This window comes from Sphaerisporangium sp. NPDC049003 (assembly GCF_043197795.1).
Taxonomy (GTDB): Bacteria; Actinomycetota; Actinomycetes; order Streptosporangiales; family Streptosporangiaceae; genus Sphaerisporangium.
On sequence record NZ_JBICTU010000008.1, the window covers coordinates 153,990 to 166,781 of the forward strand.

Sequence of the window (12,792 nt, forward strand, 5' to 3'; positions counted from 1 at the left end):
GTGCCATAGGAATGGCAAGGCCGACGGGGAATCGGACGCAGGACCAGCAGGTGGCCGACAGAGATCTGCTCGGCACCTATCTGGCCGAGATCGGAAGAGTGCCCCTGCTCAGCGCTGACCAGGAGGTGGAGCTCGCCAAGCGCATCGAGGCGGGGCTTTTCGCCGAGCAGCTCCTGGACAGCGGGGAGCCGGAGCCGAAGACGGCTGACGCCACCGACGAGGAGCTCGAAAGGCTGGCGGTGTCCGGCCAGCGCGCGAAGGACGAGTTCATCCAGGCCAACCTGCGGCTCGTCGTCGCGGTGGCCAGGAAGTACTCCGGCAGGGGGATGCCGCTGATCGACCTGGTCCAGGAGGGGAACCTGGGCCTTGTCAGGGCCGTAGAGAAGTTCGACTACCGGCGGGGCTACAAGTTCTCGACGTACGCCACGTGGTGGATCCGCCAGTCCGTGGGCCGCGCGATCCACGAGCAGGCCAGGCCCGTACGCCTGCCGACCCACGCGGGGGAGCAGATGACCCGTCTGATGCGGGTCCGCCGCGACATGATGGCCGAGCTGGACGCCGAGCCGACCGACGCCGATCTCGCCGCCGTCCTTGAGCTGCCGATCGAGCGGGTTCGCGAGCTGCGCCGCTGGGCCTCCGACCCGGTGTCGCTGCAGCTCGGTGTGGGCGACGAGGACGAGACCGAGCTCGGTGACATGATCGCCGACGACACCTGGGCCAACCCCGAGCAGCAGGCCATGGACACCCTCGAACGCGAGCGGCTCGAAGACTGGCTGCTGGGCCTGGAAGGTCAGACCCGCGAGATGTTGCGCTGGCGTTACGGGCTGGTCGACGGGCGCGAGCACACGCTCACCGAGGTCGGCGAGCGGTACGGCATCGGCCGCGACCGCGCGCGCCGTCTGGAGCGCGACGCCCTCGCCCGCTTGCGGAAGCTGGCTCACACCGCGGCGTGAGCGCCTGCGGCGCTTGGTGGTTCCGTGCACCTTTTCGGATTTTTTCACCCTTTTCGGCGGTCATGCGCGTGGGGTCTCCCGGAGCATGACCGCAGGTCGTGACGCTGCTCAGGCGTCACGTGACCGCTCTTCCGTCACCCCGGCGTGGAATTAAGGACCCGCTGGTATCAGTTGGCGAGCCCTCCGAAACGTGGCCGAAACATCGTGCCCGTGAGTTTCACGTACGTGAAACACACCAGGTCAAGACCTGAAACGGCAGAAGAACACGCTTTCGCCCAACGTCAGTGCGCAGCCGGTCAATGAAGCCCTGGAGCGCCCACTGCGGGAGAAATCGGCCACACGCCATTTGTAAGGAGGGTCGCATCGAATGAAGATCGATAGCGGCACTACAGCCTGGATGCTCGCGGCCACCGCACTGGTGCTGCTCATGACTCCAGGTCTCGCGTTCTTCTATGGGGGCATGACCAGGGCCAAAAGTGTCCTGAACATGATGATGATGTCGTTCGTCAGCATCATCACCGTCACTATCGCGTGGGTGATCTACGGTCACTCACTGGCATTCACTAACAACGGCAACAGTGTCCTGGACAAGGTGGTCGGCGGGCTCGACGCCGTCGGCCTGCAGAGCCTGGTCGACACGGCCACCAAGGACGACGGCACAGGCATGCCAAGCCTGGTGTTCTCGGCGTTCCAGTTGACGTTCGCCGTCATCACCGTGGCGCTCATCAGTGGCGCGATCGCCGACCGTGCCAAGTTCGGCGCATGGGTCGTCTTCAGCGTCGTCTGGGCCACGATCGTGTACTTCCCAGTGGCGCACTGGGTCTGGCAGACCGGCGGATGGTTGAACTCGCTGGGCATCGAGGACTTCGCCGGCGGCACCGTCGTACACGTCAACGCCGGTGCGGCGGGTCTCGCGCTCGCGCTGGTGCTCGGCAAGCGCAGCGGCTGGCGCAAGGATCCCATGCGCCCGCACAACCTCACCCTGGTCCTGCTGGGCGTGGGCCTGCTGTGGTTCGGCTGGTTCGGGTTCAACGCCGGCTCCGAGCTCGCGGTCGACGGCACCACCGGCCTCGCCTTCATGAACACCCAGATCGCGACCGCGGTCGCCGCCGGCGCCTGGATCCTGGTCGAGAAGCTCCGCGACGGGCACTCCACCACGCTCGGCGTCGCCTCCGGCGCGGTGGCCGGTCTGGTCGCCATCACCCCGGCCTGTGGCTTCGTCGACCCCTGGGCCGCGATCGTCATCGGCGCCATCGCCGGAGCCGTCTGCGCCTACGCGGTCGGCCTGAAGTACAAGGCCGGATTCGACGACTCGCTCGACGTGGTCGGCGTCCACCTGGTCGGCGGAGCGCTCGGTGCCATCTCGCTCGGCTTCTTCGCCGCCTACCCGTTCCTGGAGCAGCAGGGCAAGGGCCTGTTCTACGGCGGAAGCCTGAAGCAGCTAGGGCTCCAGGTCCTCGGGCCGGTCGTCGTCGGGCTCTACTCGTTCATCCTCGCCTGGATCATCGGCAAGATCATTGACAAGACGATGGGCTTCAGGGTCACTGAAGAGGACGAGGTCACCGGCATCGACATCACCACCCACGCCGAGACCGGCTACGACCTCGGCTCCGTTCACGCGTCGGGCGTCGCCGCGGTGAACGGTCCTGTCCAATCAGTGTCGAAGAAGGTAGACGCATGAGGCTCATCACAGCGGTGATCAAGCCCTTCAAGCTCGACGACGTCAAGGCCGCGCTGGAGCAGTTCGGCGTCAAGGGCATGACGGTCAGCGAGACCAGCGGCTACGGCCGCCAGCGCGGTCACACCGAGGTCTACCGCGGGGCCGAGTACCAGGTCGACCTGGTGCCCAAGGTCCGCGTGGAGGTGCTCGCCGAGGAGGAGGACGCCGAGGATGTCATCGACGTCATCGTCAAGGCCGCCCAGACCGGCAAGATCGGTGACGGCAAGGTCTGGTCGGTCCCCGTGGAGACCGTGATCAGGGTCCGCACGGGAGAACGCGGACCGGAGGCCCTCTAACCGGATGATGAGAGGCGACGCTCGCTCATATGCCGCGGCCCGCAAGGAGCGGGCCGCGGACATCGACCGCTGGCTGGCCGACCTGTTCCGCACGGCGTGTCCACAGCCGTACGGACGGGATGGCCGGAACCTGCCCGGGGGGGCGAAGAGTGGGTTCGTGTCCGGAGAGGAACGCGGCGCCGGTGTTTCCCTCACGGGGCCCGGCGCCCCTGCCGCGGGCACCGGTGCCGCCTTCGCGGGCACCGGTGTCGCCCTGGTCGCGGTCGGCAGCCTCGGGCGAGGAGAGCTCGCCCCGGGAAGCGACCTCGATCTGGTCCTCCTGCACAACGGTCAGGACGATGTCGCCCGCATCGCCGACCGCATCTGGTACCCCATCTGGGACTCCGGCCTCGGGCTCGACCACTCGGTCCGCACGGTCGACGAGGTCACCAAGGTCGCACGTGAGGACCTCAAGGCGGTGCTCGGGCTGATCCAGGCCCGCCACGTCACCGGGGACCCCGAGCTGACCAGGGCGGCCCGTGAGGCCGTCCTCGCCGAGTGGCGCGCCGACTCCCGCCGCAGGCTCGCCGAACTGCGCGAGGCGGCGGACAAGCGCGCCGAGTCGTCCGGAGAGCTGGCCTTCCTGCTGGAGCCCGATCTCAAGGACTCCCGGGGCGGTATCCGCGACGTGCAGGCCATGCAGGCCGTCGCCGCGGCCTGGGTCGCCTCCGCGCCCGGACCCCGTGTGCGCGAGGCGTACGAGTTCCTGCTGGACGTCCGTCACGGGCTCCACCTGGTCACGGCCCGCGGCGCCGACCGTCTCGTGCTCCAGGAGCAGGACGCCGTCGCGGCGGCGCTCGGCCTGCTGGACGCCGAGGCCCTGATGCGCCGCCTGGCGGAGGCCGGTCGCACGATCGCCCACGCGTTCGACGCCACCTGGCGCACCGTCGACCGCCTGCTGTCGGGGCCCGCGCCCCGTGGCCGGCGCCCGCTGGCCGACGGCGTCGTGGAGCACGGCGGCGAAGTGGTCCTGGCGCGCGGCGTCAACCCCAAGGACGATCCCATCCTGGTGCTCAGGGCGGCGGCGGCCGCCGCCGAGGCCGGGCTGCCGATGGCTCCCGCAACGGTCTCGGTGCTCGCGGCCCAGTCGCCGGCGCTGCCCGTCCCCTGGCCTGACGAGGCCCGCGACGCGCTGGTTGCGCTGCTCGGCGCCGGGCGCGCGGCCGTGCCGGTGTGGGAGGAGCTCGACCAGGCGGGGATCATCGTCAGGCTCATCCCCGACTGGGAACGCGTGCGGCACCGCCCGCAGCGCAACCCGGTCCACCGCTTCACGGTCGACCGCCACCTCATCGAGGCGGCGGCGGGCGCGGCGTCGTTCACCCGCGAGGTGTCCCGCCCCGACCTGCTGCTCATCTCGGCCCTGCTGCACGACGTGGGCAAGGGCTGGCCGGGCGACCACTCGACGACCGGCGAGATCGTCGCCAGGGACATCGGCGCCCGCATGGGCCTGCCACCCTCCGACGTGGACACGCTGGCCACCGTGGTCCGCCACCACCTCCTGCTACCCGAGACCGCCACCCGGCGCGACCTCGACGACCCGGTGACGATCTCGCGGGTCGCCGAGGCGGTCGGCTCGCGCGAGGTGCTCGAACTGCTGGCCGCCCTGGCCGTCGCCGACGGCAACGCCACCGGGCCGGCCGCCTGGAACACCTGGAAGGCGTCCCTGGTCTCCGAGCTGGTGCGCAGGGTGCGTTCGGCCCTGTCCGGCACACCGCCCGCGCCCGCTCCCTCGCTGTCGCCCCAGCAGGCGTCCCTGGCCAGGCACGGCGGTGGCGCGGTGCGCGTGAACGGCGGCGCGGTCACTGTGGTGGCGCCCGACCGGCCCGGCCTGCTCTGGCGGGCGGCCGGCGTGCTGGCGGCCCACCGCATGGTGGTGCGCGCGGCCTCCGCCGCCTCCGCCTCGTCCACGGCGGTGATCGAGTTCTCGGTCGTGCCCGAGTACGGCACGCCGCCGGATCCCGCCACGCTGGAGGCCGATCTGCGCCTGGTGCTGGCGGGCCGCCTGGACATCGAGCAGAGGCTGGCCCGGCGTACGAGATCGCTGCGGCCGGCCCGCGTTCCCGTGGCCCCGCCGAGGGTCAGCCTGGTCGACGACGCCTCCCAGACGGCCACCGTCGTCGAGGTACGCGCACATGATCGTCCAGGGCTTTTGTGGAGAATTGGCCGTGCTTTTGGCGAATGTAGCCTTGACGTCCGCGCCGCACGAGTGGAGACTCTCGGCGCGGAGGCGGTCGACGTCTTCTACGTGGTGGACAGGTCGGGGCGGCCCATCACCGACGCCGCGCAGCGGACGCAGGTTCGGGAGCACGTGCTCGCGGCCCTGCGCTGACCTTGGCAGGCCGGAGACGTCGCGATAGCTGCGGGATTCATAACAATTACGTCGGGTGTCCCGGTTCTGGTAACGGCATTGATGACCTTGTGGTCGAATTGTCCCCGCTTATGTAGTTATCAGCCATGCCGTCATCCATGCATGGAAGATCGCGGGGGGTGGCGGTGAGCACGATGGAAGCCGGGACCAAGACCACACTCCAGACCGGCACGGGCTCGGGAGCGAAGCGGCGCAAGCACACGGGCGGGCAGGGCGGGTCCGGCCCCCAGCACGGCCGCGACGGCGTGTCGCGGTTCTCGCTCCGCAACTGGCGGGTGTCCGCGCGCCTGACGGCCCTCATCCTCGTGCCCACGGTCGTCGGCGTGCTGCTGGCGGGACTGCGCGTGGTGTCGTCGATCGACAGCGTCGCCGCCTACCAGAGGAGCGCGGCCGGGGCCGTGATCGCCGGTCACCTGCGCGATCTGAGCCTGGAACTGGGTTTGGAACGCGACAGGACGGTCTGGTTCCAGACGACCCGCCAGCAGAGGGCCGCTCTCAACGACCAACGCAAGGCCGTGGACGCCGGCATCGCCAAGGTCCGCGACGACCTCGGGAAGATCGACTCCGAGTACGGCGTGCGCGCCGTCGAGGACGCCCGGCAGGTCTCGACCCGGCTCGACACCATGCCCGTCATCCGCAAGGGCGGCCAGCCGGCGAAGTACACCGACCTGGTGGCATCCTTGCTCCGCCTGCACGACGAGATCAGCCAGGCGAACCAGGACCCGCGGCTGATCGGCGACTCACGCGCCCTCAGCGCCCTGGCCCACGCCAAGGAGGAGGCGTCCCAGCAGCGCGGCACGCTCATCGGCACGCTGGCGCGCGGCGACCGGTTCAGCTCCGACACCCTTGAGGAGTTCATCGCCTCGCGGTCGCGGCAGCGGGCCGCGATGACCACGTTCAACGGCGAGGCCGGGGCCGACAACGGGCGCTTCCTGGCCCAGACCCTCCGTGGCACCCAGGTCATCCGGGCCGAGCTGACGAAGTCATGGGCCATCGCCCTGGCCAGCCGCAACCTCCCGGTGAGCGAGGCAGGCGGGCGCGGCACGGCCGTCAAGCAGTGGTTCGACGACAGCACCAAGGCCATCCAGCTGCTCCAGCAGGTGGAGACGAGGGTGGCCTCCTCGGTCGCCGCCCGGGCCTCCGCTCTCGAATCCGGGGAACGGCGCAACGCGATCATCGCGGGGGTCCTGATCCTCGCGCTGGTCCTGCTGGTCCTCGCGACCACGGTCCTGATCGCCCGCTCGCTGGTCAGGCCCCTGCGCAAGCTGCGCTCCGAGGCCCTGGAGATCGCCGGGTTCCGCCTGCCCGCGGTCGTCCGGCGCATGCGGGAGTCCGGCGAGGCCGCCGCGGCCCCGGACGTCCAGCCGATCATCGTGGGCACCCACGACGAGATCGGTGAGGTCGCCACCGCCTTCGACGAGGTCCACCGCCAGGCCCTGCGCCTCGCCGCCGAGGAGTCGCAGCTGCGCGGCAACGTCAACGCGATGTTCGTCAACCTCTCGCGGCGCATCCAGACGCTGGTCGAGCGGCAGATCTCGCTGATCGACGGCCTGGAGCGCGGCGAGCAGGACGGCGGACGCCTGGGCGACCTGTTCAAGCTCGACCACCTGGCCACCCGCATGCGCCGCAACAGTGAGAACCTGCTGGTCCTCGCGGGCCACGAGGCCACTCGCAAGCGCAGCCAGCCCGCCAAGCTGGTCGACGTCGTGCGGGCTTCGCTGTCGGAGGTCGAGGGCTACGAGCGGGTGAGCGTCAAGGTCCACAGGAGCTCCGCCGTCGCCGGGCACGCCGCCAACGACGTGGTACACCTGGTCGCCGAGCTGGTCGAGAACGCCCTGGCCTTCTCGCCGGGCAACACCAAGGTCGTGGTGTCGAGCAGCATGATCGAGGGAGGCGGCGCCCTGCTCGCGGTCAGCGACTCGGGCATCGGCATGACGCCGGAGGAGATCGCCGAGGTCAACCGGAGGCTGGCCGACCCGCCCGTGGTGGACGTCTCGGTGTCCCGCCGCATGGGCCTGTTCGTGGTCGGCCGCCTCGCGCTGCGCCACAACATCCGCGTCCAGCTGCGGCGCGGCGACTCGGCCGGGCTCATCGCGATGGTGCTCTTCCCGCCGCAGCTCATCAGCGTGGCGGCCGGGCGGGTGCCCGTGCAGCCCCAGCGGGGCGCGCAGGGGGAGGCTCCCGCCGAGCCGGTCTCCAACGGGTCGTCTCCCACGTTCGCCGAGTTCAACGGGACCGGAGCCTCGCCCGCCTTCAACGGCGCGAGGCCGGCGCGCCCCGGGCCGCGTGGAGCGTTCGGGGACCCCGCGCCCACCGGGCCCCTGTCCGGGTACACCGGGCCGGTGCCGGGGGCGACCGGTCCGGTGCCGGGGGCGACCGGTCCGGCGTACTCCCCGGCCATGGGCCTCTCGGGTCCGGGCACCGGGCCCCTCGGGCCGGTCGGCCCGAGCGGCGGCCCCGGCCTCGGCCCGGTCGGGCCGTCCACGGGGCCGACGGGGCCGTCCACCGGTCCGAGGTCACCCGGGTCCTCGGCCCCGCCCAACGGGCTGCCCTCCAGGTCGCCCGGCTCGGCCACGGGCACGAACGGGCCGTCGAACGGGCCGTCCACTGGGCCGTCGGCTGGGCCATCCACCGGGCCGTCGGCTGGGCCGGTACGACGCCATGCGGAGCCGTCCGGGTACGCCGGGGCTCCCGCGGCACCTTCCACGGGACCCGCGAGCCCGCCGACGGGCCCGGTAGGGGATCGGGGATCCTTCTCGCCGTGGGGCACGGCATCGGGGGCTCCCGCCGGCCGGGGTCCCGCACCTGCGCCTCCGGCGGGCCAGGGCGCCGAGAGGTGGGAGAACAGCAGGACAGGGGACTCGCCGACGGGCAGTCACGAGTCGCCGCTGGAACGAGGGGACGAATTCTTGCCGATCTTCGCATCGGTCGAGTCGGCGTGGTTCCGCCGTCCCGACGCACAGGAGATCGCCGCCACGGAGGCACCGGGCTCGCAGGGGCCCGCGACGGGATCCGGTCAGCCGGGGCCCGTGGAGAGCGCTCCGCAGGCCCCGGAAGCCTCACGCGATGCTTCCGGGAGCGGCACCTGGGAGTCCACCGCCGACAGCGGCTGGCAGGCGGCGGACGCGGTGGTCGATCCCTCTTTGGGGGGGATCACCGCATCGGGTTTGCCCAAGAGGACGCCGAAGGCCAACCTTGTGCCGGGATCGGTGGCACCGTCCACGCCCGCAGCGGCGCCCGCGCCGCGCCCGGACGTGTCCGCCGATCTCGTCCGTGCCCGGATGTCGCGCTTCCAGCAGGGGATCCAGCGGGGCCGGGCCGACATCTCGGACACCGGCTCCCGTAATCCCGACAACGACCAACCCCGGATTGACTGACGCCGTACTGATGAGGAGGGCTCGTGATTGAGCTAAGTCACGAGGCACGCAGGTTCGACTGGCTGATCACCGAGTTCGTCAGCGGAACACCAGGCGTCGCGCACGCGGTCGTGGTTTCCACCGACGGCCTCCGGCTGGCGAACTCCGAGGGGTTCCCGCCGGACCGGGCCGACCAGCTCGCCGCGGTCGCGGCCGGGCTGCTGAGCCTGACGCTGGGCGCGTCCCGCGTGTTCGACGGCGGAGGCGTGACGCAGACCGTGGTCGAGATGCAGCACGGCATCATGCTGGTCATGGCCATCAGCGACGGGTCGTGCCTGGCCGTGCTGGCCTCGCCCGACTGCGACATGGGTCTGGTCGCGTACCAGATGACGCTGCTGGTGGAGCGTGCGGGTCAGGTGCTCACTCCTGCCCTCCGCGCTGAGTTGCAGACTTCCAGGATCCGGTGATGCTCGGGGGTGACGGGACCGAGGACGAGCCTCTCTTCCGTCCGTACGCCGTCACCGGGGGCCGGGCCGAGCCGAGCTACCACCTCGCGATGGAAACTCTGGTCTCATCGGCCCCCATAATGAGCGATGATTTGTCCCTGCTCACTCCCGAGCAGGAAGCGATCATCGTGCTCTGCCACTCCGTCCGTTCGGTCGCCGAGATCTCCGCACTGCTGCGGGTCCCGCTCGGCGTGGCCCGCGTGCTGATCGCCGATATGGCCGACGAAGGTCTGGTTCGCCTGCATCTGCCGCGGCTTAACCAGGGACAACCAGACCACAACCTGCTCGAAAGGGTTCTCAGTGGACTTCGCAGGCTCTAGCCGTGGCGGCGCGCTCACGTCGACGAAGATCGTCGTCGCGGGTGGCTTCGGCGTCGGCAAGACCACCTTCGTGGGGGCGGTGTCGGAGATCCTCCCGCTGACCACCGAGGCGGTCATGACCGACGCCAGCGCGGGCATCGACGACCTGGGTCTGACACCGCACAAGACGACGACCACGGTGGCGATGGACTTCGGCCGGCTCTCGCTGGACCAGGACCTGATCCTCTACCTGTTCGGCACTCCGGGGCAGCACCGGTTCTGGTTCATGTGGGACGACCTCGTCAGGGGCGCCATCGGCGCGGTCGTGCTGGTCGACACGCGGCGGCTGGCCGACTGCTTCCCGGCGATCGACTACTTCGAGGAGGCCGGGCTCCCGTTCGTGGTCGGCATCAACGGCTGGGACGGGCACTACCCGCACGTCGAGCAGGAGGTCCGGGAGGCGCTCACACTGGCCCCGCACATCCCGATCGTGCGCACCGACGCCCGTTCCAGGGACGCCGTCAAGTCGACACTGATCACGCTCGTGGAGTACGTGCTGACCGTCAGGTCGGCGTACGGCCACACGAACTGACCACCGGTCCGGTACGGCGCGCCGCCGTACCGGACCACGGTCCGGAGCTCATCGAGCGCCGGCCCACCACGTTCCGGCCACGAGCTCGGCGACCAGGGTCTCGGTCAGCAGCGCCACGTCGGGATCGTCGTCACCCGCGTACCTGATCGCATGGGCGTCCTCGATCTCCCCGCCCACGGCCAGCACGGTCGAGCCCCGCTGCCGCGCCCAGTCCATGGCCTGCTCGTCGTAGCGCGAGCCGGGGAACAGGATCGCCCGGTAGTCGAGGGTCTTGGTGAGGTACACGTCCACGTGCGCCCAGTCGCCCGTCTCGCCGGCGTCGGCGGGCCGGCGCGGGCCCTCGCGGAACATCAGCGCCGACTGCTCGGCCGAGGACAGCCGCTCGGCGGGCGCGATCGTGTAGACCCCGTGGGGCCCGTCGAGCAGGGTCAGCGCGTCCGCCAGCCAGGCGCCCCTGCGGTCCAGCAGGTCGGCGGTGGCGTCGGCGGACCGGCGCAGGAGCCCGGGGACATCGGCCTTGGCGCCGGTGAGCCGCGCCGAAAGGGCGAGGAGCAGCGCCAGCGTGTGCTGGAAGGTGCGGCAGGCCACCCCGCCGCGCTCCTCGCCAGCAGCCATCTCCACGACCAGGCGGGCGCCCTCCGTGACGGCCGAGCCGGGGGTGTTGGTCAGGGCGAGGATGGGAGCCCTGCCGCGGTAGCGCGCCAGCGCGTCCAGGGTCTCGCGACTCCCTCCGGTGGCCGAGATGGCGACCACCAGCGTGTCGTCAGCGGGCGGGTACCCGAGAGCCGCGGAGCCGTACTCCGCGACCGCGTCCACCCCCGCCGCGCGCAGCCGCAGCGCCGCGACGCCCGCCGCGTACCGCGAGCTGCCCATGCCGAGGAAGACCACCCGCCGGACCCCCTCCGGCACCCCCGCGAACGGGTCTCCCGCCTCCAGCACCCCGGCCAGCGCCTCCAGCGCCGCCGGCTTGGCCTCAAGATCGGCGAGGTACAGCTCGGGGTTCATTTCTTTCTCCTTGTGAGGTTCGTATCGCTCGGTGAATGGAAAGTAGAGCCGGGTGATTCGAATGGGCGCGCTTTTCGCCGTTCAGCCATTGTGATCGGATTAATACGCGGCGCCTTGGGGTCGTTATTCGGGGACCGGATTCCTGACACGATTTTGACTGTCCATATCGTTGTCGCATCGAGTTGAGCGCCTTCGGAAAGGTAATTCGTGCTCCGTGAAGCGATCGCGCTCTCGTCCCTGGCCCTCGTCTCGTTCTCCGTAGGCGTCGCGGGTACAGGCTCCGTGGCGAGCGCGGCGACCGGGTGCAGGCTCACGGACGGGACCCTTCGGTTCGGCCGAGGCATACTGCACCAAGTACGGGAATTGGTGGCGTATCCGAACGACATATCGGAGGCCTCCCGCGCCGGAGTGCCAGGTAAGTGTTCCACTCTCCGGGGTGGCACCCTTGCCTGGCTCCAGGCGTCGCGGCGAAGGCCGTACGCGAGGACGGCCCTATCGGGGGAAGCGGCTGCGCAGCACTCCCATGGGGGCGTAGCGCCAGCGGGGGAGGTGGCGGGTGGCGTAGATCAGCTCGCGGCACTCCTGCTCGATCTCCAAGGGGCCGAGCAGTGACTCGTCCAGGAGCGCGGACATGTCCCGTGCGGCCAGGCGATCGCGGTAGGCCGAGGCCAGGGTCTCCCGCGCGGTGGAGGCCCACAGGATGGCCCCGGCCGGATCGGCGTCCCTTCGCATGATCGCCACCTGGGCTACGTGTTCGAGGCTGGTGCTGAGCTGCGCCAGGTCGCGCGCCGCCGGCTGGAAGGGGTCGGCTCCGGTGACCGTGGGGTTGCCGTCGAAGTCGATCACGGCGTAGCCGTCCCGCCAGCGAAGTGTCTGGCCGACGTGCAGGTCTGCGTGGATGCGGATCAGCGGGGTGGCGCCCACGCGGCCGAGCGGCGCGATCCGCCGGGACAGCTCGACGGCGCGCTCGGCCAGCCAGGCGCCGTCCTCACCGCCCGTCAGCTCCAGCGCCTCGCCCAGGGCCTTCTCGGCGCGCGCCAGCCACTCGGCGCCCGGGTGGGCGGTACGTACGGCGTCGGGGAAGGTGGGCGAGGGGGTGGCCATCGCCACGTGCAGGTCGGCGGCGAGCCGCCCGAGTTCGGCGGCGAACGCGGTGCGCCCGGCGACCGCCTCGTCCACGCACCACTCCCAGCCGTCACTGGCGTCTGCCAGGTAGCCGGTGACCAGGGCGACCAGCATCTCGTCCCCGCCGGGGGACCGCTCCGACAGCGCGGCGTACGGCAGGGCCGTCTCGGTGAAACCGACCGCCGTCAGGTGGGCGAAGAACTGTGGGGCGGGCTGGGGCAGCGGAAGGGGCGGGGTGAGCCACTTGACCACCACCGACTCGTCCACGACGACCGAGTGGTTGGTCTGGTCGACGTCGAAGCCCCTTTCGGCCGCGGTGGGCCTGATCGGAGGCAGCGGGTGGAACCGGAGGACCGTATAGTCCCCCGGCGGGCGCGTGTTTCGCGACAGCGCCGCGACGAGTCGCGCGGTCGCGCCGTCACCGGCGACGGGTGGCCACCCGCGAGTCGCGACCCCATCTGGATCTGTTGAACTCAGATTCAACTCAACAACCAAACTACGAGCTAACAATGTCCGGGAAAGTCTTGCTCATG

At 70.8% G+C, this 12,792-nt stretch carries 10 protein-coding genes; 8 read left to right on the forward strand and 2 right to left on the reverse strand.

The annotated features are described in order from the left end of the window. Positions 1 to 50: 50 nt before the first annotated feature. The 8 genes from ACGFIV_RS11205 (at position 51) to ACGFIV_RS11240 (ending at position 10,129) form a co-directional block, all read left to right on the forward strand. Positions 51 to 953 (forward strand): RNA polymerase sigma factor RpoD/SigA, encoded by a 903-nt coding sequence (locus ACGFIV_RS11205; RefSeq protein ID WP_392834031.1) that lies wholly within the window; start codon positions 51 to 53, stop codon positions 951 to 953. Between the two features lie 367 nt (positions 954 to 1,320). After that, complete coding sequence (locus tag ACGFIV_RS11210) at positions 1,321 to 2,634, forward strand: ammonium transporter (RefSeq protein WP_358557485.1); 1,314 nt, start codon at positions 1,321 to 1,323, stop codon at positions 2,632 to 2,634. After that, positions 2,631 to 2,969 (forward strand): P-II family nitrogen regulator, encoded by a 339-nt coding sequence (locus ACGFIV_RS11215; RefSeq protein ID WP_262848359.1) that lies wholly within the window; start codon positions 2,631 to 2,633, stop codon positions 2,967 to 2,969. Before ACGFIV_RS11210 ends, ACGFIV_RS11215 begins: the two co-directional genes overlap by 4 nt. A 7-nt stretch (positions 2,970 to 2,976) precedes the next feature. Beyond that, positions 2,977 to 5,337: a [protein-PII] uridylyltransferase gene (locus tag ACGFIV_RS11220; protein WP_392834036.1), complete on the forward strand. Its 2,361-nt coding sequence runs from the start codon at positions 2,977 to 2,979 to the stop codon at positions 5,335 to 5,337. A gap of 173 nt (positions 5,338 to 5,510) precedes the next feature. Then, on the forward strand, positions 5,511 to 8,753 hold the full coding sequence (locus tag ACGFIV_RS11225; RefSeq protein WP_392834165.1) for a nitrate- and nitrite sensing domain-containing protein: 3,243 nt from the start codon (positions 5,511 to 5,513) through the stop codon (positions 8,751 to 8,753). 23 nt (positions 8,754 to 8,776) lie between these two features. Continuing rightward, positions 8,777 to 9,199 (forward strand): roadblock/LC7 domain-containing protein, encoded by a 423-nt coding sequence (locus ACGFIV_RS11230; RefSeq protein WP_358560651.1) that lies wholly within the window; start codon positions 8,777 to 8,779, stop codon positions 9,197 to 9,199. Next, positions 9,199 to 9,558 carry a DUF742 domain-containing protein gene (locus ACGFIV_RS11235; protein WP_344949401.1) on the forward strand — a complete coding sequence of 120 codons (360 nt, stop codon included), beginning with the start codon at positions 9,199 to 9,201 and terminating at the stop codon, positions 9,556 to 9,558. The genes ACGFIV_RS11230 and ACGFIV_RS11235 overlap by 1 nt, the downstream gene beginning before the upstream one ends. Continuing rightward, the gene (locus ACGFIV_RS11240) at positions 9,539 to 10,129 is read left to right on the forward strand and encodes an ATP/GTP-binding protein (protein ID WP_358560649.1); all 591 of its coding nucleotides are present in this window, start codon (positions 9,539 to 9,541) and stop codon (positions 10,127 to 10,129) included. The genes ACGFIV_RS11235 and ACGFIV_RS11240 overlap by 20 nt, the downstream gene beginning before the upstream one ends. A 48-nt stretch (positions 10,130 to 10,177) precedes the next feature. Here ACGFIV_RS11240 and ACGFIV_RS11245 read toward each other — a convergent pair whose 3' ends face one another. Together ACGFIV_RS11245 and ACGFIV_RS11250 are read right to left on the reverse strand one after the other, a co-directional pair. Then, positions 10,178 to 11,134 carry an SIS domain-containing protein gene (locus ACGFIV_RS11245; RefSeq protein ID WP_392834042.1) on the reverse strand — a complete coding sequence of 319 codons (957 nt, stop codon included), beginning with the start codon at positions 11,132 to 11,134 and terminating at the stop codon, positions 10,178 to 10,180. Positions 11,135 to 11,626: 492 nt separating this feature from the next. Then, positions 11,627 to 12,742 carry a hypothetical protein gene (locus ACGFIV_RS11250; RefSeq protein ID WP_392834045.1) on the reverse strand — a complete coding sequence of 372 codons (1,116 nt, stop codon included), beginning with the start codon at positions 12,740 to 12,742 and terminating at the stop codon, positions 11,627 to 11,629. Positions 12,743 to 12,792: the final 50 nt, after the last annotated feature.

Excerpts from the sequence above, each read along its gene's own strand:
- ACGFIV_RS11210 (WP_358557485.1), top strand. The coding sequence starts at position 1,321 with ATGAAGATCGATAGCGGCACTACAGCCTGGATGCTCGCGGCCACCGCA.
- ACGFIV_RS11215 (WP_262848359.1), top strand. The coding sequence starts at position 2,631 with ATGAGGCTCATCACAGCGGTGATCAAGCCCTTCAAGCTCGACGACGTC.
- ACGFIV_RS11220 (WP_392834036.1), top strand. The coding sequence starts at position 2,977 with ATGAGAGGCGACGCTCGCTCATATGCCGCGGCCCGCAAGGAGCGGGCC.
- ACGFIV_RS11225 (WP_392834165.1), top strand. The coding sequence starts at position 5,511 with ATGGAAGCCGGGACCAAGACCACACTCCAGACCGGCACGGGCTCGGGA.
- ACGFIV_RS11235 (WP_344949401.1), top strand. The coding sequence starts at position 9,199 with ATGCTCGGGGGTGACGGGACCGAGGACGAGCCTCTCTTCCGTCCGTAC.
- ACGFIV_RS11245 (WP_392834042.1), bottom strand. The coding sequence starts at position 11,134 with ATGAACCCCGAGCTGTACCTCGCCGATCTTGAGGCCAAGCCGGCGGCG.